20 protein-coding genes are annotated in these 24,355 nt (G+C 47.4%); 10 read left to right on the top strand and 10 right to left on the bottom strand.

The annotated features are described in order from the left end of the window. Positions 1-37: 37 nt before the first annotated feature. The 7 genes from folK to dksA form a co-directional block, all read right to left on the bottom strand. Positions 38-532 (bottom strand): 2-amino-4-hydroxy-6-hydroxymethyldihydropteridine diphosphokinase, encoded by a 495-nt coding sequence (gene folK, locus TOL_RS14490; RefSeq protein ID WP_015488108.1) that lies wholly within the window; start codon positions 530-532, stop codon positions 38-40. Positions 533-536: 4 nt separating this feature from the next. After that, a complete protein-coding gene (gene pcnB / locus TOL_RS14485; protein WP_015488107.1) occupies positions 537-1,886 on the bottom strand; it encodes a polynucleotide adenylyltransferase PcnB in 1,350 nt (449 codons plus the stop codon). A gap of 1,568 nt (positions 1,887-3,454) precedes the next feature. Further along, positions 3,455-4,864 carry a sigma-54-dependent transcriptional regulator gene (locus TOL_RS14480; protein ID WP_015488106.1) on the bottom strand — a complete coding sequence of 470 codons (1,410 nt, stop codon included), beginning with the start codon at positions 4,862-4,864 and terminating at the stop codon, positions 3,455-3,457. Then, positions 4,861-7,791: a sensor histidine kinase gene (locus tag TOL_RS14475; protein WP_015488105.1), complete on the bottom strand. Its 2,931-nt coding sequence runs from the start codon at positions 7,789-7,791 to the stop codon at positions 4,861-4,863. Before TOL_RS14475 ends, TOL_RS14480 begins: the two co-directional genes overlap by 4 nt. Continuing rightward, positions 7,781-7,963 carry a hypothetical protein gene (locus tag TOL_RS14470; protein WP_015488104.1) on the bottom strand — a complete coding sequence of 61 codons (183 nt, stop codon included), beginning with the start codon at positions 7,961-7,963 and terminating at the stop codon, positions 7,781-7,783. Before TOL_RS14470 ends, TOL_RS14475 begins: the two co-directional genes overlap by 11 nt. A 91-nt stretch (positions 7,964-8,054) precedes the next feature. Next, positions 8,055-8,954 (bottom strand): tRNA glutamyl-Q(34) synthetase GluQRS, encoded by a 900-nt coding sequence (gluQRS, locus tag TOL_RS14465; RefSeq protein WP_015488103.1) that lies wholly within the window; start codon positions 8,952-8,954, stop codon positions 8,055-8,057. An 84-nt stretch (positions 8,955-9,038) separates the two neighbouring features. Next, entirely contained in the window at positions 9,039-9,473 is a 435-nt protein-coding gene (dksA, locus tag TOL_RS14460) for an RNA polymerase-binding protein DksA (protein ID WP_015488102.1), read from the bottom strand. 177 nt (positions 9,474-9,650) lie between these two features. Here dksA and TOL_RS14455 point away from each other — a divergent pair, with 177 nt between their 5' ends. From TOL_RS14455 to TOL_RS14440, 4 genes are all read left to right on the top strand, one after another. Continuing rightward, positions 9,651-10,823 (top strand): pyridoxal phosphate-dependent aminotransferase, encoded by a 1,173-nt coding sequence (locus tag TOL_RS14455; protein WP_015488101.1) that lies wholly within the window; start codon positions 9,651-9,653, stop codon positions 10,821-10,823. Then, positions 10,813-11,526, top strand: a complete 714-nt coding sequence (gene sfsA, locus TOL_RS14450) for a DNA/RNA nuclease SfsA (RefSeq protein WP_015488100.1) — start codon at positions 10,813-10,815, stop codon at positions 11,524-11,526. Before TOL_RS14455 ends, sfsA begins: the two co-directional genes overlap by 11 nt. Before the next feature lie 67 nt (positions 11,527-11,593). After that, the gene (locus tag TOL_RS14445; protein WP_015488099.1) at positions 11,594-12,439 is read left to right on the top strand and encodes an LEA/WHy family protein; all 846 of its coding nucleotides are present in this window, start codon (positions 11,594-11,596) and stop codon (positions 12,437-12,439) included. A gap of 180 nt (positions 12,440-12,619) precedes the next feature. Then, entirely contained in the window at positions 12,620-14,158 is a 1,539-nt protein-coding gene (locus TOL_RS14440; RefSeq protein ID WP_015488098.1) for a bifunctional GNAT family N-acetyltransferase/carbon-nitrogen hydrolase family protein, read from the top strand. A 39-nt stretch (positions 14,159-14,197) separates the two neighbouring features. Here TOL_RS14440 and TOL_RS14435 read toward each other — a convergent pair whose 3' ends face one another. Then, on the bottom strand, positions 14,198-14,530 hold the full coding sequence (locus TOL_RS14435; RefSeq protein ID WP_015488097.1) for a Rieske (2Fe-2S) protein: 333 nt from the start codon (positions 14,528-14,530) through the stop codon (positions 14,198-14,200). A 77-nt stretch (positions 14,531-14,607) separates the two neighbouring features. On the opposite strand from TOL_RS14435, the gene TOL_RS14430 reads away from it, so the two are divergent. Beyond that, positions 14,608-15,612 carry a FecCD family ABC transporter permease gene (locus TOL_RS14430; RefSeq protein WP_015488096.1) on the top strand — a complete coding sequence of 335 codons (1,005 nt, stop codon included), beginning with the start codon at positions 14,608-14,610 and terminating at the stop codon, positions 15,610-15,612. Beyond that, positions 15,609-16,367 (top strand): ABC transporter ATP-binding protein, encoded by a 759-nt coding sequence (locus TOL_RS14425; RefSeq protein ID WP_015488095.1) that lies wholly within the window; start codon positions 15,609-15,611, stop codon positions 16,365-16,367. The genes TOL_RS14430 and TOL_RS14425 overlap by 4 nt, the downstream gene beginning before the upstream one ends. A gap of 235 nt (positions 16,368-16,602) precedes the next feature. Here TOL_RS14425 and TOL_RS14420 read toward each other — a convergent pair whose 3' ends face one another. After that, on the bottom strand, positions 16,603-17,406 hold the full coding sequence (locus tag TOL_RS14420) for a cyclic nucleotide-binding domain-containing protein (RefSeq protein ID WP_015488094.1): 804 nt from the start codon (positions 17,404-17,406) through the stop codon (positions 16,603-16,605). A gap of 150 nt (positions 17,407-17,556) precedes the next feature. Next, positions 17,557-17,898 (bottom strand): pentapeptide repeat-containing protein, encoded by a 342-nt coding sequence (locus TOL_RS14415; RefSeq protein ID WP_015488093.1) that lies wholly within the window; start codon positions 17,896-17,898, stop codon positions 17,557-17,559. A 74-nt stretch (positions 17,899-17,972) separates the two neighbouring features. Between TOL_RS14415 and TOL_RS14410 the strand changes: the two genes are divergently transcribed. From TOL_RS14410 to TOL_RS14395, 4 genes are all read left to right on the top strand, one after another. Beyond that, a complete protein-coding gene (locus TOL_RS14410) occupies positions 17,973-20,363 on the top strand; it encodes a DNA polymerase II (protein ID WP_015488092.1) in 2,391 nt (796 codons plus the stop codon). 35 nt (positions 20,364-20,398) lie between these two features. Then, a complete protein-coding gene (locus TOL_RS14405) occupies positions 20,399-21,364 on the top strand; it encodes a magnesium transporter CorA family protein (protein WP_015488091.1) in 966 nt (321 codons plus the stop codon). 184 nt (positions 21,365-21,548) lie between these two features. Next, positions 21,549-22,961, top strand: coding sequence for an MBOAT family O-acyltransferase (locus TOL_RS14400; protein WP_015488090.1), 1,413 nt, complete (start codon positions 21,549-21,551; stop codon positions 22,959-22,961). Next, a complete protein-coding gene (locus TOL_RS14395; RefSeq protein WP_015488089.1) occupies positions 22,936-24,204 on the top strand; it encodes a hypothetical protein in 1,269 nt (422 codons plus the stop codon). The genes TOL_RS14400 and TOL_RS14395 overlap by 26 nt, the downstream gene beginning before the upstream one ends. Positions 24,205-24,355: the final 151 nt, after the last annotated feature.

Below are 24,355 nucleotides of genomic sequence, written 5' to 3'. Positions count from 1 at the left end.
CCTAGTAGAGTATTGAGCGTATGGTGCGGATTGTGGGTTATAAGTCAATAACGGGACAGTGCAGTTTCTGCAACTCACCGTTAAATTCGGGCGTTATTTCTGTGATGAGTTGACCACTGGGCAGTCGTAGCTCTGGAGCTAACTCAGCTAAAGGAACGACGACGAAGCTCCGTTTGGCTAGCTCTAGGTGCGGAATATTTAGACGTTCACTGTGCAATTGCAGATCATCGTAGAGCAGAATATCGAGGTCGATACAGCGTTCGCCCCAATGACGTAATTTTTCTCGCCCTTGATCGCGTTCTTGCTGTTGCAGCGCATCCAGTAATTCAAGCGGGGTTAACTCGGTGTCGATATGGGCAACGGCATTGAGGTAATCGGGCTGATCTTGCGGACCAAGAGGCTTGCTGCCGTATAGTGATGAAACCGCAATTAATCGTGTTTTTGGCAACTTGTGCAGTGCTTGCAGGGCGAGCGTGATTTGCGCATCAGGGGCATTGAGATTTGCCCCTAAGCCGATATAACAGCTAGCCATAACGTTACTCCGCAGAGGAGCGAGGCTTGCGTGGGCCACGACGACGGCGTTTTTTACCATCGGGACGACTGCTGTAATCATTGGTGTCAGCGCGCGGTACTGCGGGTTCAACTTCTTGACGCTTTGTCCAGTATTCGCCAATGCCGTCTAAGTCTTCACCGGATTGCTCACGCAGTAAAACGAAGTCGTACGCGGCACGGAAACGCGGATGAGTGAGCAGTTCGCTGGTACGACGGCTATTTACTTTTGGTAAGCGTAACTGCAGTTCCCAAATTTCACGCATAGGGATAGAGAAACGCTTAGGAATTGAGGTGGCTTTCAATTGCTGAGCTAACGCGCGATCTGCTGCTTTTTGCATAGCTGGATGCGGTGCCAAGCCAGAATCCTGAAACTCGCGTTGCATACGAGCTACTTGTGGCCACAGTAACGCCGCCAAAAAGAAGTAAGGTGTTACCGACTTACCCGCTTGAATGCGTTTATCGGTATTGGCCATGGTGTTCTCAATCAAGGCGAGTACTTGTGGGTCTGCCTTGATGCTTTGTTCTGTGCCAGGGAATAGTGGCTCGAATAACTTGTACTCGCGTAGCAAACGCAGGGTATCAAGTGCATTGCCGTGCAAAATAAGTTTGAGTACTTCTTCAAATAAGCGTGCCGCGGGTATTTGAGTTAGCAAAGGAGCCATCGCTGGAATTGGTGCGGCGGCTTCAGGGTCAATATTAAAATTCAACTTCGCCGCGAAGCGAATGGCGCGCAGCATACGCACCGGATCTTCGCGATAGCGTGTTTCAGGATCACCGATTAAGCGAATACGACGCTCTTGCAGATCTTCCCAGCCGCCAGCATAAGAATGAACGCTGAAATCGGCCACATTGTAGTAAAGAGCGTTGATGGTGAAATCACGGCGTACCGCGTCTTCATCTTTATTACCGTAAACGTTATCACGAAGAATCATGCCTTGGTCGCCTGTCGCGGCCATTTTATTCGGATGCTCTTCTGTTGGTGGCGCGCGGAAGGTCGCAACTTCAATGACTTCACGGCCAAAAACCACGTGCACAAGTTTAAAACGGCGACCGATCAGGCGCGAATTGCGAAATAGCTGGTTAACTTGTTCTGGGGTTGCGTTGGTTGCGACGTCGAAATCTTTTGGTGATAGGCCCAGAAGGGTGTCGCGCACGCCGCCGCCTACCAGATAGGCCTCGTAACCGGCCTTATTTAGACGGTACAAAACTTTGAGTGCGGCTTCGCTAATGCTGCTACGGCTGATGCTGTGCTCATCGCGTGGTACGACTTTTAAGGTTTCGTCGTCGCGTTTTTTGGTGCCAAATAGGCGTTTAACTCGGTTAATCAAGGTCACTTGAGATAGGTGTCTCTGTATCAATTTAGCTCGCGAGTGTACCGGTTACTGATCGCCAAATAAACAAAAAGCCGCTTGTGGCGGCTTCTTGAGGGCTAGCATTGTTATTATTATTGGCCTAGCAACTAACGGTAACGCTCTGTTTTGAATAGGCAGTCCACTGCCTCTTCTTGTTATTATTTTCGACAGCTCCAGCTGCACATTCAAAACAGTCGTCTGTGACCCATATTATTTTTATTGTCGGGTCACAATCCTACAGCGCTTTATTATTGTTATTAGTGCGCCTTCCTTCGTTGGCTCAGTACCCTTTGTTATTTTTATGAGTGGGTTACTGTGCTCTTATATTAGATATAGCATTCGTCGTGCCAGTTTTTAAAATTACAGTAAAATCAATAACTTGGCAGATCTATACAGTTCTTGAAGATAGACAGTTACGTAAAAGTGTTACAAAAGATAACGCTTTTCGTAACGTGTGGGTAACAGAAACGTAGTCCCAGGTAACACTATGTAACCCGCTTGGGCAGAATGCGCTTTTCAGTAAAGACCAATGAGGCCAAATTGGGTGGATGTCACTGAGAAGAGAAGAATGTGTGACTTACCGAAGAGATCAGTATGAAACTTTTTGTTTTTAAGACGGACAAACAGAGTGTGACTGTTGTAGATGACCGATAGGCAATAAAAAAGCCGCTTGCGCGGCTTTATTTCGGGGGGCTACATCTTTTTTTATTATTATTGTTTGTGCTACTTGGGTCTTAGCACCGCTGTTTTGAATAGGCAGCCTTACTCGGGCTGTTTGTTATTATTATTGTCAGCTCCGGGCTGCTCATTCAAAACAATCAGTCGTTAGTGGCTCTTTTTTATAATTAGTATTGAGTCCACAACCTGGAACGCACTTTGTTATTTTTATTAGTGTGCTTTCCTTTGTTAGCCACTCCCTTTGTTATTTTTATGGTGGGATGCGGCTATCTGAATAATATATAGCAGGCATCGTGCCAATTATTTAAAGTTCTTATAAATCAATGATTTACGAAATTACACCTGTCTATGATAATAGACACTTCGACTAAAGTGTTACGTAGAGTGAGCCAGTAGGTAACAGTTTATGCCTTTAGGTAACACTCTGTAACCGTTGTGGTTGTGATACGCCAGCAGGTACAGTTTTGATCTAACGGGTGTACGTTTAGTAAGAAAATGGTTGATCGAGGGGAAGGTCTAGAAACATAAAAGCCGATGGGCAGTCCTGTTAGGGGCAGGCAGCGCATCGGCTTATAAAAATTCATTTGTTTTTGTTCTATATCGCTGAGGCCCGATTATTTTTATTGTTGGGCCGCAGCTTCGCTCTTTCTTATTGTTATCTTGGTGAGCATTTTTATTTGTTTGATTTATATAAAGCGATAGTTGTGCCAACTTTTGTCAAAAAATGAAAAGCTGTTATAAATCAGTGGGTTAGGGTTTTTCGTGGGATTGTATGCGAAAAGTAACAGCGTATTAGACTAAAGTGTTACTGGGTTTGTTACGCATGGTGGCGCTATATGACTTGTTTATTGGGGTGTAACACCCCAACTACATTATTTGTTACTTTTCTTGCGTGGGATGCCTAAGCGTTGGCGACGTTCCCAAAGACTCTTGCGTGAAATGCCAAGTTTGCGCGCTAATTCGGTTTCAGTCATGGTGGCTTCGTTTTCTAGAACGAAGTGCATGAAGTAGTCATCTAATGATAGATCACCCTGTGCCGATTGCGAGTCGTTAGGTTCTGAATACGGTACGTTTTCTAACAAGCCTTGGCGCATGCTTTCGCTGAGGTAGCGGTCTGGAGAACTCGATAACTCAATACCAAGTTGTTCTGGCCCAATGGCCTCATCATCGGCAAGAATAACAGCCCGCTCAACAGCATTTTCTAACTCACGGACGTTACCGGGCCAATTGTATTCGGCGATGGCCATTAGCGCTTCATCGGTAAAGTGCATAGGAGCGTGGTTCATGCGTTCGTAGCAGCGTACTAACAGGGCTTCGGCTAGCTCCAGCACGTCGTCGCCGCGGTTACGTAACGGTGGTAGATGCAGTTCAACAACATTAAGACGGTAATATAAGTCTTCACGGAACTCGCCTACACTGGCGAGCTCTTTCAAATTGCGGTGGGTCGCAGCGATCAGACGCACATCGACCTTGCGACTTTGTACAGAACCAACGCGGCGAATTTCACCTTCTTGTAAAACTCGTAATAAACGCGCTTGCGCTTCAAGTGGTAGCTCGCCGATCTCATCTAAAAATAGTGTGCCGCCGTCTGCGGCTTCAACAAGGCCTTGGCGCAGTGCGGTTGCACCGGTGAAGGCGCCTTTTTCGTGGCCGAATAGTTCTGATTCGATCAATGTTTCGGGAATTGCGGCGCAGTTAACCGAAATCATAGGCGCATTAACTCGACGGCTTTGCATATGTAACGCCTTGGCGACTAACTCTTTACCTGTACCGGATTCACCTTGAATCAACACGGTGGCATCGGTGGGTGCTACTTTACTGATCTTTTTGAACAGCAGTAGCATAGGCTCGCAGCTACCAATAATGCCTGATGCCGGTGTTTCGCCACTGCTCGCAGTTGTGCCTTTGGCACTGCCTTGTTCCGGTTGGCTGAGTTTGGACTCGCTCAGAATATGCTTAACTGAACGTAGCATTTCGTCGTGATCAAACGGTTTGGCAATATAATCGACAGCGCCCATTTTCATGGCATCGACAGCAGAGCGGAGACTTGCGTAGCTGGTCATGATGAGAACGGGAGTCTTACCGGCCAATTCAATAAGCTCTGTACCGTTGCCCCCGGGTAGGCGCAGATCACTAATAATGAGATCGAACTGACTGAAGTCTTGCTCGCGTGCTGCATCCAGCGAATCCACATCCGTCACTTCATAGTCGTGACGCTGCAATAGGCGGCGGACGGCTTGGCGAATGATAGTTTCGTCTTCAACAACTAGGATATGACTCATTCAGTTTGTTCCATTTCATCTGTTTGCAAATATCGCGGTAGGCTGACTTTAACACAGGTTCCGCGTCCATCGGTTACTGGACTTTCAATGCTAATGTGGCCGTAATGCTCTTCAACAATGCTGTACACCAAGGCGAGACCTAGGCCCGTACCTTTGCCAACTTCTTTGGTGGTGAAGAAGGGTTCAAAAATTCGATCTAGGGTATCGGCCGGAATACCGTGACCTTCGTCGATCACAAGTATACTCACTTGATGCTCATCAACTCGTGCCTGTACCCAAACGGTGGTTCCTGATTCACTCGCGTCGCGGGCGTTGCCGAGCAAATTAACAAAAACCTGCACCAAGCGCTGAGCATCACCTAATACATTCAGGTGTGGCGGGCTGTCGTTTACAAAGCGGATGTCTTGGCTGCGTTTGCTTAAGCGTAGCAGTTGCATGGCTTCGTCCACACAATGAGATAGATCGACAATTTCGTGCTCTGTGCTGTGATGACCTGCGTGCGCGAAATTCATAAGAGACTGCACAATGCGCGTTACGCGCCGCGTTTGCTCTTGAATTTGATCGGCCATCTGTAGTAGCTCTGGATTGTCGGTCTCATAGCGCATGCCTTGAGCTAGGCAGTCTATCCCTGTGATTGGGTTACCAATTTCATGCGCAACACCGGCTGCTAGGCGGCCAATGGATGCTAGACGTTCGCTGTGAATAAGCTCTTCTTCTAACAGTTGAGTTTCTGTTTGATCTTCAACTAACACTACAATTCCCCCTGGCTGCCCACCGCTGGGTTCTATCATAGCTTTGTGCAAACTGTACCAATTAGGACGCGCGCCGGTATCCACTCTATGTTTGTGTTCATGCATGGAATCACTGCTGACGAAATTGGTAAGCAGTGCGCCCCAAGGATTGGGCAAACGGTTTAGATGGGAGCCAGTAACATCGACGGCGACAATACCAGTGAGTTCGGTCATCGCTTGGTTCCACATTAATACTTCACCATCGCCTGCAAGTGAGCAAACCCCCATAGGCAGGCGTTCTAAGGTTTGGCGATGATAACGTCGCAGGTTATCCAGCTCGCTCGCGATACCGCTAAGGCGATCGTGAAAGCCTTCTAGGCGCTGTTCAATTTGGTAGATATCTTCGCTAAGTTCACCATCTTCTTGGAATGGAAGGTAACGGCTGACGATATCATGGGCAACCGTTGGCCCCATTAACCCAGATAAGTTGGCTTCAAGGCGTACGCGCAAGCGTCGCAACGCATAAGGGCGATCTTCAAAGGATGGCAAAGTTAAGTCGGTAAGTGCTTGGTACACTTCACGCTCGGCAACGTAACGACCTAAAGGTTTACTGAGTGAGTTGATCACGTCGTTGGAGTTGGTTGCGATTAACGGTCTACGCGTAGGCCTCGATACCGTATCAATTGAGCACGCTTCAGCGGCAGATATTTCGGATGCTTTGCGTTTGGTGAGCATGCTCACCATAACGAACAGTGTGGCATTGACGCCCAGTGCTCCTATTGCCGCTAAATGCCAGTTACTTTCATTGATAGGAGGTAACGGTATGGGAATGTTCCAGCCTAATGCCAGTTCGCAAAATGGTAACAACATGGCATAGATCCAGGTTGCGATGCCACTGCCTAGACCAAACAAAAAGCCTTTTCGATTTGATTGTGGCCAGTACAGTAATCCAAGTATTGCGGGCAAAAACTGAGAGGCGGCAACAAACGCTAAAATCCCCAGTTGGGTAAGTTCAAGATCAGCCCCCACCAAGCGATAGAAGCCGTAGGCCAGCAGCAAAATCGCAGCGATTAATAAGCGGCGCATCCACAGTAGCCAACGATAGAAGTCGTGGCGCGGGCTTGGCTTATGGAATGGCAATACCAAATGGTTCAAGAACATGGCAGCGGTTGATAGCGTGGTAACAATCACAATGCCAGATGCTGCTGCGAGTCCTCCCATAAAGGTCACAATGGTGAGGAAGGGGGATTCGAGTTTTAATCCTATGCCCAATGCGAAGTATTCGGGTGGCGTGTCGACATTTAGATAGATACCTGCCCATAAAATGGGTGGCACTGACAAACTCATGATCAATAGAAATAGTGGAAAGCCCCAGCTAGCCGGGCGCAGAGCGCGCGAGTTCATGTTTTCAGTAAAGGCCATATGGAACATGTGTGGCATGACGATAGCGGCGGCAAAAAAGACTAATAACAGCGTGCGCCAAGGGCCGTCTTGCAAGGTGACTTGTTGGTGAGCGAGGCGATCTTGGTTGTCGACGAGCCATTGTTGCAACCCGCCGACTTCAGGAAAGACGCCAAATAACACGACGCCGCCCAAGATGAGGATAGCGATCATCTTTAGCAGGGATTCAAACGCAATCGCGAAGACTAGGCCTTCATGTTTTTCGCGCGGCGATACATGGCGAGCACCAAACAAAATAGCGAACAGGATCATGACTAAGCAGTAAGCAAACGCGAGTGTTGAAACTGGCCAGTCGTGGTTTAGCAAATACAAAGTATCGGCAATCGCGGTGATCTGCAGAGTTAGCATAGGAATGACCACGGCCAACATGAACAGCGACACCATAATACCCGCGCCAGGACTGCGATAGCGGAATGCTAATAAATCGGCGAGCGAGCTGAGCTGATAAATTCGAGTGATTTGCAGAATGGGCCGCAACAGAATTGGCGACATGACGAAGGCGCCGGAAATACCCAAGTAGTAGGCTAAGAAACCATAACCATACTGATGCGCTAAACCGACGGAGCCGTAAAAGGCCCACGCACTGGCGTAAACTCCGAGCGAGAAAATGTATACCACCGGATGGCGAACCCAAGAGCGGGGTAACCAACCGCGTTCCATTGCGTAGGCTGCGAGAAATAAAGAGCCTAGATATCCAAGAATAATAAAGGCCAGTTGGCCAAGGCTAAACGTCATCGTCGTGGTGTCGCTGCTTGTAGTTAATCCAAATGTAAAAAGCGATCAGAATTAACCAGATCGCAAATGGTCGATACCAAGCCCCGTTATCATTCAGCCACCAATCCATCATGATGGGCGAGAACAGGTAGATACCGACGAGCAGCAATAAGCCAAGGCGATAATCGTACATAGATGTCACGTAAAAATGAAAGTGCTAAGACTATCACAGGCTAGCCGAAGTCATATCAATAGTCTTAACGCCTTCGTTTTGCCAATGACAGTCAAAGTTGACGTTGAAAGTCACCGGGAGCAGGCATTGACGTTAGCCCTATCAATACCTCGGCTTGCCAGTTAGCGATTGCCCAAGTAAGTAAGTCGGTAACGTTTACACCACGTAATTCTGCCGGAGGAGATTGTTTAAGCCACGCGAGTGCAAGCCAAAGCGTGTCTGCGGCTTTTTCGGTTGAGAGTGACAGGGCGAGATTTTGTTTACTGAGTTTTTGCCCGTTCGCCTCATTGGCTACCGGTATGTGGCTGTATATCGGTGATGAATAACCTAACGCCTGTTGTAGAAGTACTTGTCGAGCCGTGGAGTCGATAAGATCGATTCCGCGTACCACATGAGTAATACCTTGATCGGCATCATCCACTGCCACCGCTAACTGATATGACCATAAGCCATCGCGCCGGCGAATAACGAAATCGCCGATATCGGCTGCCAGCTCGTAGGTTTGAGTGGCTTGCAGAGTATCACTGATGCGCAACTGTCCGGCCGGGCATAGGAAACGCCAAGCAATATCGCTCGTTTGTAGCGTGCTGCAAATACCATGGTGAAGTTGATTACCAAGCTGCTTGCGCGAACAGGCGCATGGAAAGGCAAGTTGTTGCTGAATCAGTTGTTGCAATGCGTCGTTATAGGCATCACTTCGAGTGCTTTGATAACGAATGTCTTCGTCCCAATGCAAACCATAATGATCTAACGTATGTAAGATTGAGTCTGCGGCTGTGGGGTCTTCTCGGGGTGGGTCGAGGTCTTCGATGCGAACTAGCCAAGTGCCGTGGTGTGCGCGTGCATCTAGGTAGCTAGCGACAGCTGCCAATAATGAACCAAAATGGAGTGGTCCCGTTGGGGAGGGCGCAAATCGGCCACGATAAGTCTTACTGTTGGATGACGATGTCATAACAGAAGTATCCGTAGACGTATGCTGGGTAGATAAGAGGTGCTTGCCAGATAAGGTCATTATCTGGCAAGCAATCAGCAGGGCTTAAACGCCGAGCTGACGCTCTTTGATTTCAGCCAGTGTCTTACAGTCGATACAGAGATCGGCGGTAGGACGAGCTTCAAGACGACGAATACCAATTTCTACGCCGCAAGCGTCGCAGTAACCGTAATCGCCCTTATCGATAATATCGATAGTCTTGCTGATTTTCTTCAACAGCTTACGCTCACGATCGCGAGTACGCAGTTCGAGGCTGAATTCCTCTTCCTGACTGGCGCGGTCGTTCGGATCAGCATAGTTGTTGACCTCAGTTTGCATGTGCTCTTTAGTGCGATCCACTTCCTCCATTAGCTCCTGTTTCCAGTTGCTGAGGATTTTTTTGAAGTGCTCTAACTGAGCGTCATTCATGTACTCTTCGCCTTCTGCAAGCTGGTATGGCTTGAAGTCGGACAGTGCAAATTCTTTTTTATCTTGCGGCATTGTATTACTGCCTCACCTTGTAAGTCGGCTAATGCGCGTCATGCGCCCAAAAAGATAAGGCGGGCAAACTATCAGATAACAATGAAAGCGCCAACTATTTCCTTACCCTTTTGTTGTGATTGGTTAATATTGCCTATCATCTGGCACAATAGGTCGATTATTTTTCAGGCCATCTATATGACAGATTCTGCTCAACGTAGCAAAGAGATTCGACCATTTCAGGTAATGGCGATCCTCGCGGAAGCTCAAACTATGCAATCTCGCGGCGTTGATGTGATTCATTTGGAGGTTGGCGAACCCGATTTCCCAACCCCCGAACCTATGATCGAAGCCGCGATTACTGCCATGCGTGCGGGTAAAACAGGTTATACCCCAGCACTTGGCTTACCGTCTTTGCGCGAAAAACTAGCCGAATATTACCAGCAGCGCTTTGCGGTAAACCTTGATCCACGTCGCATTGTGTTAACACCGGGGGCCTCGGGGGCACTTTTATTGTTGTCGGCAGCGCGTTTGAATCCAAATGATGGTTTGTTGCTGGCTGATCCGGGCTATCCATGTAATCGTCATTTCGCCAGAGTATTTGAAGCTCATGGTCAATTAGTGCCTTGCGGACCAGAGCAAAAGTACCAACTGACCGGTGCAGATGTACGTGAACATTGGCAACCGAATACCAAAGCTGCGCTGGTAGCGAGTCCGGCGAATCCAACCGGCACGGTACTATCGCCAGACGATTTAGCTGATTTGGCCAACGCCGTGCGCGAGCAAGAAGGCGAATTGTGGGTCGATGAGATTTATCAAGGCTTGAATTACACCAGCGCGCCACACTCCGTTCTTTCCGTTGCTCCTGACGCTATCGTACTGAATAGCTTTTCTAAATTTTTTGGCATGACCGGCTGGCGTTTGGGTTGGGCTGTGGTACCCGAAGCTTGGGTGCCAACACTTGATACCTTGGCGCAAAACCTATTTTTAGCACCACCGACACCGGCGCAATACGCAGCTTTGGCGGCCTTTACTCCAGATTCAATGGCGATTCTTGAGCAGCGTCGTGCCGAGCTAGAGCAGCGTCGTGCCTATTTGTTAGAGGCTTTGCCAAAACTTGGTTTTAATATTCCAGTTGCACCCGATGGTGCGTTTTATATCTATGCCGATGCCAGTGCCTTAACGTCGAATAGCTTAGAATTTTGTGCTGAGTTGTTACAGGACACAGGTGTAGCTTTAACACCGGGCGTAGATTTTGGTGATTATCAGGCGCTGACTCATGTACGTTTTGCGTTTACTACTCGGTTAGAGCGTTTGCAGGAAGCGGTGGCGCGTATAGCGGATTGGCTGGAGACTCGCCGTGCAGTATGAGTTGCCGCTAATCGAAGGACGTTTAATTAAGCGCTATAAACGCTTTTTGGCGGATATCCGTTTGGCGGATGGATCGGAAATCACAGTGCATTGTCCTAATACGGGATCGATGAAACGCTGCGCTGAACCCGATAGTCGTGTGTGGCTATCCGATAGCGCCAATCCTAAACGTAAATATCAATTCACATGGGAGTGGGTTGAGGTCGACCAAAAATACAAGGCATGCGTTAATACTGGGCGTCCTAATCGTTTGGTTGAAGAAGCTTTGCTTGCCCGATCTATTCCTCAATTTACGGGCGATTATCAGGTAGTGCGTGAACCTAAAGTCGAGGATGGTCGGTTGGATTTTCGCTTGGACTTTGCGCCTGCTGAGGGGCAAACTCCAACCTACATTGAAGTGAAAAGTGTCACTTTGTTAGAACAAGATAATGGTTTAGGGTGCTTTCCTGATGCGGTAACAGCGCGAGGCTTGAAGCACTTGCAGCGTTTATTGGTATTGCATCAAGAAGGCCATCGGGCGGTGTTATTGTTTTGTGTACCTCATGAAGGTATCCAGCGTGTGCGAGCAGCTGATCATATTGATCCCGCTTACGCTAAAGCACTGTCGGAAGTAGTGAAACAAGGCGTTGAGGTGTTGGCGTATTCAGTAAAATTTGATCACGCTGGTATGACCCTGTTAAACGAAATTCCAGTCGATATTTAACTAAGATGTCGATTATTTAAAGTGATATTGAACTTTTAAATTTAACCCTTAATTTTTGAGAAATTTTATGAATTACTCTCGTGCTTTTATTTTATTGTCAGTTATTTTTTTAGCGTCTTGCAGTACGTTAAAACAAATGGCCAATGTGCAAAAACCCACGGCCAATGTGAGTGGTGTTGCGTTAACAGGAGTAACACTCGATAGCCTTACACTGGCTGTTGACTTAGATGTTGCAAACCCTAATCCATTCGCCATTAATACTGGCGCGTTTAATTTGGATTTGGCGGTTGATTCGAAATCGATTGCTTCGGTTGATAAAGATAATGCCGGAGTGGAATTGCCAGCCAAAGGAACTGCGAAAACAACTTTGCCATTAACCCTACGTTTTGTTGACTTATATGAGGCGGTTGCTGGATTAAAAGATGAAAACGAATTTGCTTACGCACTTGCTGGATCCGTTAGTGTTGCTTTGCCGATACTTGGTGAGCAAGAAGTCCCACTGAGCTTTAATGGCAGCTTGCCGATTCCGAAAATCCCAAAAATCTCGCTGAAATCAGCCCAGCTTGGCTCGTCAAGTTGGCGTGGTGCCGAAATGGCAGTGGTACTGGATGTTACCAACCCCAATGTGTTTGGTATCAATTTAAATGAGCTAGCGTATCAAATTAACGCGGCTGGTACGTCTGTTGGCGGTGGTTCTTTGGATGCGATAAATTTAGAAAAGGGTCAGCAACAAGAGGTTACTATTCCTATCAAACTCAGCTTCTCTGAAATTGGTATGAGTTTGTACAAGATATTGACAGGCAGCGCGCCAGTAGAAGTTGGAGTTAGCGGCTCTGCTGATATCAACCCTGATTTGCCATTATGGAAGCCAGACCCGCTATCATTTGATGTATCGAAATCGTTAACTCGCTAATTCTCATCTTTGCAAGTTTCCTTCGGTTGTTTATGGCTAATTCATCAACAACTGAAGGATTTCAGTGTCACATCTTATACTGTTCGTGCTTATATATAAGGCAGTTTATTAGTAATTAGCCCTTGTTTTTGTGTGTAAATATGGGTTTTTATCCCACGTTGTTATTAACTAGAGGTGTCTATGGAATCACATCACGTCGAAATTCGTCATTTAACATTTGAAGATATGAGTGAGCTTAAAAGTGCGAGTGAGCGAGTCTATGATGGTGGTGCTTTATCGGTCTGGACGTCTGCAATTTTACATCGGTTATTTACGGTTTTTCCTGAAGGACAGATTTGTGTTTGCGTTGATGGCAAGGTAGTGGGCTGTGCTTTATCGTTGATTATTGATTATGCGAAATTCGGTGATGAACACACCTATGAAGAAATCACAGCAGGCTACGATTTCACCACACATGATGGTGAAGGTGATGTTTTGTACGGTATTGAGGTGTTTATTCATCCTGAGTATCGTGGCTTGCGTTTGGCGCGTCGCCTATATGATGCGCGCAAAGAATTATGTGAAAACTTGAATCTACGCGCCATTATTGCTGGTGGGCGTATGCCGAAGTACGCTGAAAATGCTAAGTCGATGAGTGCAAAAACTTACATCGAAAAAGTAAAATCGAAAGAGCTATATGATCCCGTTCTATCTTTTCAGCTAGCCAATGATTTTCATGTTAGAAAACTCTTGGTCGGATATTTGTCGGGTGATGTGGCATCAAAAGAATATGCGACCTTAATTGAGTGGTCGAATATCTTTTATACTAAGTCGGTGAAATTGATTAATGCTCGACGATCGGATGTTCGTTTAGGTTTGGTGCAATGGAAAATGCGACCAATGAAGACGCTTGAGGAATTGATAGAACAAATCGAATTTTATGTCGATGCAGTGTCCGATTATAAAAGTGATTTTGTCTTGTTTCCTGAATTGTTTAATGCGCCGCTTATGGCTGAATTTAATCACTTGAGCGAACGTGAAGCGATTCGTGCTTTGGCCGGATATACCGATCAAATTCGCGATAAATTCTGTGAATTTGCTATTAGCTATAATATTAATATCATCACAGGTTCTATGCCGCTATTAGAAGGCGAGGAGCTATTTAATTCGGGCTTCTTGTGCCGTCGTGATGGTACGTTTCAGCGTTATGACAAAATTCATGTAACACCATCAGAAGATCGCAGCTGGGCTATGCGTGGCGGTGATTCTATTCAAGTGATAGATACCGATTGCGGCAAGGTTGGCGTGGTGGTGTGTTATGACGTTGAGTTTCCTGAGTATATTCGCTTGTTGGCTGACCAAGGCATGAATATTTTATTCGTTCCTTTCTTAACAGATACCCAGAATGGTTACACTCGCGTACGTCATTGTGCGATGGCTCGTGCGATTGAAAATGAATGTTATGTTGCGATTGCAGGCGGTGTAGGTAACCTTGCGAAGGTGAATAATATGGATATTCAATACGCTCAATCAGCGCTATTTACGCCTTCGGATTTCCAATTCCCTGCAACCGCAATTAAAGCCGAAGCAACACCGAACTCAGAGATGACCTTGTTAGTCGATGTGAATCTTGATTTGTTAAAGCAACTGCATAGTCATGGCAGTGTGCACACTATGCGCGACCGTCGTAAAGACTTGTACACCTTGGCGCGCACAGACAAAGCGAAGCAAAAAGACTAATGTCTTTGATGGTTTGAATAGTTGAAAGTCTGCTTGCCACTAGTTTGTGGCGAGTGGCCATTCTATGTTGATTTCTCCTGCCTTTACTTCGCATTTAATCGTTTTTAGCGACTGCCCTGTACACGGGCCAGAAATGCACTCGCCGTTGTCGATCAAAAATAACGCCCCATGCATCGCGCATTGAATTAAGCAGCCATCGGCATCTAGAAATTGGTCGTCTTGCCACTCAAGCTGTATGCCAAGGTGAGGGCATTGATTACGATAGGCATACACCTGTCCTTGATGACGAACCACAAAAAGATGAACACCATCGAGTTCAAATCCCTTGCTTGCCCCTTCCTGAATAGTGTCGATGTGGCACAATGCCCGCATAATGGTTCTCTATACTTGATGTTGCTGTTATCACCGGCTCGCCATAATGGCTGTCACCAGTTTTAAGGTTAATTGTTTTGATTGCAAAAATGGGTAGCACGACTCTGCTACGTCGACAGCATATCTTGCCCTTGTGCCTACTGCTACCGCCCTTGGTGGTTCTTGCTGGGCTGCTAACGGGCGGTGGCGAATGGTCGTGGTTGTTAAATTCGGATGCCGGTCAGACCGTATTGTGGCAAGTGCGGTTCCCGCGTGTCGTGATGGCCTTTTTAATTGGTGCAGCGTTATCCGCAGGCGGAGTGTTAATTCAGGGCGTTGTGCGCAATCCACTGGCTGATCCCGGATTGATCGGAGTATCGGGTGGTGCTGCGGTGGGTGCTGCAGTGTATTTAGTGTTTGCGTCGAGTTTGTCTTTGTCTATGTGGGGCCAGCCGTTAGCAGCGTTTATTGGTGGGGCTGTTGCCCTATTGGTGGTGATGCAGTTAGGGCTGCGGGGCGCTTCGATTCATGCCATGAGTTTTCTTATATTGGCGGGTATCTCAGTAAACGTCTTGGCCAGCGCCTTAATTGGTTTGATGTCGTATATGGCAACCGACAGTGCGTTGCGTCAAATTACCTTTTGGTCGCTTGGTAGTTTGTCGGGTGCTAATTGGCGTTGGAATAGCGCCTTATTTGCCGCGTTGGTGGCGGCTATTGTTTTTTGGCGACCTCGGTTACGCACCCTTGATGCTTTGTTACTAGGAGAGGTAGAAGCGCGCTCTATGGGTATTTCGGTTGTGCGTATGCAATGGCTTGCTGTGTTATGGGTCGCCTTGCTGGTTGGCATTGCAGTATGCGCTAGTGGCGTAATCGGTTTTGTTGGTTTGATTAGCCCCCATATTGCACGCCTGCTAACAGGGGCCACTCATACGCGAGTGTTGCCACTTGCGATCATTTTCGGTGGTTGTTTAGTGGTACTGGCTGATATGGCGGCCAGAACGTTAGTTGCGCCCGCTGAGCTACCTATCGGCATCGTCACTACGTTACTGGGAGCGCCGGTATTTATTGGCCTGTTGCTGCGCGAAAAGAGGCGCATGCCATGAGTGCCTCTTTACTTACGGTTGAAGGTCTTAGCTTGCATCGTGGCGGCGCGGCTTTAGTCAATCAGGTGTCGTTCGACGTTAAAGCGGGCGAGCTGATCATGTTAGTCGGCCCAAATGGAGCCGGTAAGTCGACCTTATTATCTATGCTGGCTGGATTACAACGCGGCGATGCCGGAAGTGTTGCCGTATTACAGCGCGCTACCCATACTTGGCCGCGCAATGCTTGGGCGGAACATGTGACTTTTGTACCACAGTTGTCATCTATGAATTTTCCCTTAACCGTACGTGATGTCGTAAGCCTAGGGGGGTTGGCGCACAGCACGTCAATGGTGACACTGCGTCAGCAAGTTAAGGCAGCATTGCAGGGATGGGATATAGATTACTTAGCAGAGCACGATGTTCGACGTTTATCTGGTGGTGAGCAGCAGCGCTGTCAGCTTGCACGTAGTTGGGTACAGATGCAGCAAGCACAGAGCATCTTATGGCTATTAGATGAACCCTTAAGCGCACTGGATTTACGTCATCAGCACCAGTGCTTACAGCAAATACGTGCCATAACCGCCCAAGGTAAAAGTGTGTTAATGGTGGTGCATGATCTTAATATGGCGCGTCAGCATGCCGATCGAGTACTAATGATGTGTTGTGGCGAGTTGGTCGCCGATGGTAGCGCGGAGCAGGTATTGAACGCTGAACAGGTAAGCCGGGTATTTCAGGTAGAAACGTATCTTGATCACGGCTGGCTAGGTTGGCGCTAACTGAGAGGCATAAATTGCGGATAAAAAAACGCCCCTCAAAAGAGGGGCAAAGCAACCGTGATTAGCACGGGTCAGCGCTCACTGACCCTAGATGAGAGAGATCACCATTCATGCTCAAGAGCTAGAATGTTGACACCGACACCATCTCTGATGTCGATATGTAAATAGTATTGATTCTCATTTATGTTGTCAAGAATGATTCTCAAATAAATGCATGTAAATCGTTAAAGGGCATTTATTCTCTTGGATGCCCCTGTCCAGAAAGCTCGATAAGTTGCTGATTCATAATGGTAATGCGACGTGCTAAGTTCTCGATTAGATTTACAGCAGCTTTTGGCTGAGCTTCGATTAACACGACGAAATCATCTTGTGGAACGGCCATAACCGTGCAGTGATTTGCAGCAATAACACTTGCAGTGCGCGGTTCGCGTGTGAACGCTGCCATTGCACCAAAGACTTCATCTTCGCTTAATATCCCAACTTTGACATTATCGACAAATACATCAGCTTCGCCGCTAATGATGGTGTAAACGTGATCACCGACGTCACCTTGTTTAATGATTACTTCACCAGCGCTGAAATTTTGGAATCCAGCCGTTGGCTTCACTTCTTGTCGTGCTTGGTCACTGAGGTAATTGAGTAAAAGTGCATTCTGACAGATTAGGTAATGGCTCCAAAAATGCTGACGACGTTTGTCGGAATATATGTGGCGCAGGAAGTCGTCGCGATCAATGGGTACTAATTCAACATATTCGTCGGTACGTAATATCGGTACTTGCATATGGAATGAATGGCTTACGCCAACAAGATCACCTTCTTCGAAACTGGCGAGAGTTTGGCCGTTTTTACTGAGATGAAGCATGCCATCTTGCACGATAAACAACTTGTCGCGATCAAAGTAATCGTAGAGGTCATCTATGCCTTCTAAGGTAACGGATGCCTCATTAGCATCAAAATCTTTGAGCAGCTGTTGGGTTAAATACTGCATCCGACTTAATAGTTCAGCGGTGCTGGGAGATGGTTGTCCACTCAGGTACATAGGAAGTCCTCGTTGCCTTTGCCTCTAATGGGCAATTCAATCAATAGACTCGAATGTACCGCAAAATTAGACCATGTCCTACGTTGGTCTTATGTTGGCGCTGCAGGATGATAACTTGATCACACAAAGTACACGATTGTAACCGGAAGGTTACTCAGGGTGACGCAATCGTATGCCGTGACTGACCGACAGAAATATTTCTTCAGCGCGAATCTCTACGGGAAAATAACAGCCGCTGATTTTGGCATCAGCAAGGCTCGCTCCATCCAATCGACAGCCGCGAAAGTCGATACCGCGCAGATCTGCTCCCCGAAAATAGGCATCGGTTAGATCCATGCCCGCTAACTCGAGTTTACGTAAATCTAAGCCACGTAAATCACACCCTCTAAGATCGCAAGCCGTGCCTGCTTGGCGTGCGCGGTTAAAACCCTCGACATCGTCATGACGCAGCATTTGGTAGAGTGGATCTTGGCTGATTTGCGGTGTGGTCATACTCGTTTCCTTTTGTTGATGCGCGCCATAACTTAGACTGCGCGCTTCTAGTATAGAAAGAAAAATAGGTTCCCGTGATTTCTGGGTCGCATTCCGCATTTTTATTGACCAGCCGTTGGCATGACGAGGGCGAAACCACCTTGCTAACGTATTGGTGGCAAACCCCTCGGGGGCCAGTGCGCACGGTTATTACTCAGCCGGTCGTATGCTTTATTCCGGCGGTAGCAGCGGAGCGCGCGCAAAATGCCGCAACCACACTGGGTTGGCCGGTAACGGTTAAACCAGTTCCGATGCGCTCGTTTGATGGAGAAGCGGCCGCAGCCTGTTACTTACCATCTGGTTTGCTATATCGCTGGCGCGATCTAATGCGTGAACAAGGCGTGGTGTGTCGTGAAGTCGACATACGCCCTACGGATCGCTATTTGATGGAGCGCTTTGTATACGGAGCTGCCGAGTTGCATGGACACTGGCGCCAAGGTGCTCATTTTGCCGACATCGAGGGCGTTCGTATCATGCCGACGCGGTATCAGCCGTCGTTGCGCTGTGTGTCGATTGATATCGAAACCTCCTTTCCGCGTAACGGCGAGCCCGATCGGTTATTTTCGATTGCTTGCTATCAGCCGCATGAGTCCCTCGTGTTGATGATTGGTGATCCTGATCAAAGTAATGACGAGGTCACGCTGGTGGCCGATGAACCGGCGTTATTGCGCGCGTTTTTAACCTACATCCAAGCGTGTGATCCTGATGTGTTGATAGGTTGGAACGTGATCCAATTTGATATGGATTTCCTACGGCGTAAATATCACCAACACGGCATTGCTTTTACCTTGGGTCGTGATGGTAGCGAGCTGCAATGGCGTGTACCTGCTAATCAACCGGATCGTATCTATCTGCATATTCCCGGACGGGTGGTGATGGATGGCATTGAGTGCATGCGCAACGCCACCTATCAGTTTGAAAGCTTCGCCCTGAATGATGTTGCCGAGCATTTTCTCGGTGATGGCAAGTTACTCCATGGGGATGATCGCGGTGGCGATATTGAGCGACTTTTTATCGACGATAAACCTGCTCTTGCGCGCTATAACCTCAAAGACTGTGAATTGGTGTGGCGTATTTTCGAGAAGGCTGATTTGTTCAATTTTATGATCGAACGTGCTCATATGACCGGATTACCTTTGGATCGTATGGGCGGTTCGGTTGCGGCATTCGAGAACATGTACTTACCGCGCTTGCATCGTGCAGGCTATGTTGCACCAAACTTAGGTGAAGGTTACAGCGCCGAAAAAAGCCCAGGCGGCTACGTTATGGATTCGCGTCCTGGGTTATTTGAACACGTATTGGTCTTGGATTTTAAAAGTCTGTATCCGTCGATTATTCGTACTTTTAAAGTGGATCCTATGGGGCTGGTGGAAGGTTTGGCCGCTTACGAAGCGGGAGGCGCGACCAAAGAGACAGTGGTTCCCGGTTATTTTGCCGCCCAATTTCATCAGCAACGGCACATATTGCCAGATCTGATTCGCCACTTAGGCGAGCGCCGTGATCTTGCCAAACAGCAAGGGAACCGAGCGTTATCGCAGGCGATCAAAGTGATTATGGCGTCCTGCTATGGCGTGCTGGGATCTGATGGGTGTCGGTTTTACGATACGCGCTTATCGGCATCTATTACTAAGCGCAGCCACGACATTATTCAGCAAAGCTCCCGCTGGATTGCTCAGCAGGGTTACGACGTCATTTATGGTGATACCGATTCGGTTTTTGTGTGGCTTAAAAAAAGTGTCACTAACGATGAAGCCGATGTCATCGGTAAGCAGTTAGTACGTGATCTTAATGTGTGGTTTAAGCAAGAATTGCAGGCGCAATGGGGCGTTGAGAGCCATCTGGAGATGGAATACGAAACTCACTATCGTCGATTTTTTATGCCCTCTATTCGGGGTGAAGAAACGGGCAGTAAAAAGCGTTATGCCGGGCTCATTGAAACCGCCGGCAAGGCTGAGATGGTGTTTAAAGGGCTAGAAGCGGTGCGCACCGATTGGACACCGCTGGCACGTCAGTTTCAACGCGAACTGTATCGAAGAGTGTTCTTTGCTGAACCTTATGAGGACTGGTTGCGCGAGCAGGTTAATGCCTTGTTGACGGGCCAACGCGATGACTTATTGATTTATCGTAAACGCTTGCGGCGGCCTCTGCCCTTATATCAAAAGAACCGTCCGCCACATGCACGTGCAGCTAGCTTGTTAGATGCGTGGCGCGAGCAGCAAGGGCTGAAACCAAGGTTCAGTGACCGTGGTGGTTGGATTTCTTACAAAATTACTATTAACGGCCCCGAGCCAGTGGAAATTCAACGGTCACTAGTGGACTATGGGCACTACTTAGAAAAACAGCTAGCGCCTATCGCCGATGCTATTTTTCAGTTTACGGGTGATGATTTTTTGCGCATCGCGGGGCAGCAGTTAGATTTGTTTTAACGTCTTATTTTCAATGCGGCACACAAGGATATTTTATGATTAGAACGTTACGACTTGATCCGCAAGGTAGCCAACATTTGGGTGGCAGTGAGCAAATTGATTTATGGCGAACCCAGGGCGGTATGCTTTGGGTCGATTTACAAAGTGAAGCTAAAGCGGATGAAACGAGTATTTTGGAATCTCTTGGTTGCCATCCTTTGGCCATTCAAGACGCACTGCGAGATCGTCATCCACCGAAGATTGAACAATTCCATGACAGTACTTTCGTATTGTATCGCGGTATTGCCACTTTTAACTCGGAACTTGAGCATGAGGCGCAAACGATCGCGTTTTTTATTAACCCGACGTTGTTGATCACCCGACACCCGCAAGAAGCGACCAGTGTTGAACGTCTTTTTAATGAGCAAGGTGCTGCGTTACTAAAAGCAGGCCCAGGTCATTTAGCGTTAAAAGTTATGCATACCTCCGCAGGTCTTTATCTTGAAAGTTTATTAGAGTTTGAAGCCCGCCTGAGTGATGTCGAAGACACCTTGTTAGAGCACGGTAGTGATGAGTTGATGAAAGAACTGGTTTTCTATCGCTCGCGTTTGGTGAAGTTGCGTCGGTTGTTCAACTATCACAAGAATATTACCGATGAATTACGCGGTGATGAGTTTAGTTCAATTGCCTATACCGATGAGGCAATGAGCCATTCGATTAACGACTTGCATGATCGTTTCGACCGTCTCTATACCATGGCGCAGATGTTTTACGATATTTGTGGTGACTTAATCGACGGTTATATTTCTATTTCTTCGCATCAGTTAAACCGTACCATGCAGGTATTAACTGTGATTACAGCGATTTTTATACCATTAGGTTTTTTAGCTGGCCTATACGGAATGAACTTTGATCACATCCCAGAATTGCATATGGCGAATGGTTACTATGTTCTTTTAAGCGTGATGGGAACAATCGCAGTGGGTCTTCTTGTACTATTTCGTAGAATGAGGTGGTTATGAGGTTTTTTGCGCCAAAGGCTGGCGTAAATTGGTAAAGATGGGTATAGCCACTTCATTTTCTAAGGATAATATTATACTCTCGCCGAGCAGTAGCAGTGCCTCACTCGGCGAATGTTTTGAACATTTTTTGTGTTAATTTGTCCACACAACTGCTTAAGTTCTTGCCACTAATAGAATAATAATAATGCTATTTAATACGCCGCAGTTCTTTTGGTTTTTTGCCATATTTTTTGTTCTGTATAACTTCGTATTCACTAGTCATAAAAAACAACTTTGGTTGTTGTTGGCCAGTAGTCTCGTGTTTTACGGCGCTTGGAATTACGCCTTTATACCGCTTTTAGTGTTCAGTGCACTGTCTGATTACGTGATTGCAGGTTTTGTTGAACGTAATAATCATGATCCGGTAACAAAAAAACGCTGGCTAATGCTCAGTATTTTCATCAATTTATCGGTTTTAGGTATTTTCAAATACAGCAATTTCGTATTGCAAAGCACCCAAGATTTCATTGGTTTATTTGGTGTTGACGCACACATTTCGACGCTGAGTATTATCTTACCTGTGGGTATTTCTTTTTATACCTTCCAGAGCATGAGCTACACCATTGACGTTTATCGCGGCAATATGAAAGCTCATCGCGGATTCCTCACCTTTCTGTCGGCACTGTCATTCTTTCCGCAGCTGGTTGCTGGTCCTATTCTTCGTGCGCAGCATATTTTGCCGCAGCTGGATAACCTACCGATTCCGACCATGGCGAATATTCGTAATGGTTTAATGTTGATCATGTTAGGTCTGATTAAAAAGACCATGGCCGATATGATGGCAGGCCCAGCATCCTCTGCATTTGACGCCACCACGCCAATCAGTAGTTTGGATGCATGGGTCGGTGCTTTAGCGTTTAGTGCGCAAATTTACGGGGATTTCAGCGGATACACAGATATCGCCATCGGTATCGCGCTATTGATGGGCTTCCATATTCCCATCAACTTTAACTTGCCGTATTTCTCTAGCTCTCCAGTCGATTTTTGGCGTCGATGGCATATTTCTCTGTCTAGCTGGCTACGCGATTACTTATACATTTCGGTGGGGGGGAATCGTAACGGCAATCGCACCCGCAACGTCTTCATTACTATGCTGTTGGGGGGATTGTGGCATGGCGCGGCGTGGACGTTTGTTATTTGGGGCGCATGGCACGGTTTTATTATTAGTGTAACGCATTGGTTAACTTACTCTGCCATCGGGCGCTGGGTTGATGCCCGCAACAATTGGCTAGTGCGTATTTTTAAAGTACTCGTAACTTTCTATTTAGTCGTGATTGGCTGGGTATTCTTCCGTGCTACTGGGTTCGACAACGCTTGGACTATGTTAACGCAAATGCATATGTCGACTGGCGTTGAGGCGAGTGCAAGTAGCCTAGTGGTGCTGGGACTAGTGGTTACCGGGCTGGTATTTATGCACTTGATCGACTGGTTAAATATTCGGTTTGGTAGCGCGCTTAATGAGCGTAGTTGGTTGATGTGGCCAATTTTGGTTGTTGGTTTTAGCTTATTTTTGGTTGTAGGAGACCCAGGTCATGACTTTATCTACTTCCAGTTCTGATACCCGTGTGAATCACACCAGTCCCGATGATCCGCGACGGGTCAAAGAACGTCGTAAAATAGCGCTAAAAACGGTTTTATTCGGTGGGTCGGCGCTATTGGCTGGCATGCTGGTGGTGAATATTGGGGTGTCGCAGATACGCGAAGCTTTTCCTAATCCATTCAGTTTGCAACGTATTGAAACGTCTGCGGCTGCACTCGACAGTGCTTTAGCGTTACCGGCGGATAGTTCTGATTCGATTGTTTATGTTTTCGGTTCGTCATTGATTGAGTTTGGTTTTTCGCCAGAAATTTTTGATGAACGATTAAAGTCGAAGGGGGTTAACGCAACCTCATTTAACTTTGGTTACGGCAATGCTGATCCGAGCATACACGAGCGCTTTGCCCGCCGTTTCGAACAAGAGTACGAAGATGCGCCCGGTACTGTGGACTTAGTGATTTATGAATTTTCGCCGTTTCAGGCAACGACCACACGTGCTGCTCAAACGGGCCAGCTAAACCATGCTGCCAACGCTATTTTGGGTGACTGGCGCGATTTTCTTGAGGTCGCAAAAAGCGATCATGAGGAAGCCATCGCGTTATTCAATACCCGTTATATTCGTAATGGCGTTCCGGCAGAGGCGGTGACTAATCTACTGGCCACGCCGATTCGTGACATGCAGCGTATCCAATCGGAAGAAAACGCATCCGACGTCGAGCCGATGGGGACGATGGGCTGGGACCTATATAACATGCTGATGGCCGAGTGGCCGCAAGCACACCCGCCGGGTGGTTGGTATGTTGAGAATCGCGGTGGCTTGCCACCAAGTGCTAGCCCTGAAGCATTGGATCTTGCCGATAAAGTTATGGCGAAAATGCAGCATCCTACCCGCATGGAAGCGTCACGCCAGCAACGATTAGCGTGTTGCGATATGGAAGACCTGAATATAGACCCTGAGTTGCTGCAGAATTTTATTGCTGCGATTAAGCATGCACAAAAGGTCGCGAAACGGGTCGATTTATTATTGATGCCACGTAACCAAGACATTATTCATTTATCGGCGCAGGGTAAGGCAAATTTAAAAGAAGCGGTGGCGACTATTCAGCGCGAAACAGGCGTACGTTTGGTTGACCTAAGCGTCGAGCCTTACTTTTCGGTAACTGACTACTTTGATGCTGATCACCTGACTTTATTTAAAGGACGCCGTAAGCTGAGTGAACTATTGGCAGATGTTTACGCTGAGCAGGGCGACTTACCTAAGTAAGCGCTTTGCGTTAGACGATTTTCCGCGCGTTTTCCTTGTTTTTCTGGCTTGCCCTTAGTCGTGATTCATCACTCTTTGGGCATCGCTGGTTTGTAATTACTCCCTCTGCCATTCTTCCTCCTCTAGGCGATACTGTAGTAGCATGCCTTGA

The sequence above is a fragment of the Thalassolituus oleivorans MIL-1 genome (assembly GCF_000355675.1).
Classification (GTDB): Bacteria; Pseudomonadota; Gammaproteobacteria; order Pseudomonadales; family Oceanobacteraceae; genus Thalassolituus; species Thalassolituus oleivorans.
The sequence above is the reverse complement of the archived record's forward strand: the minus strand, read 5'-3'. Positions and strand labels throughout refer to the sequence as shown.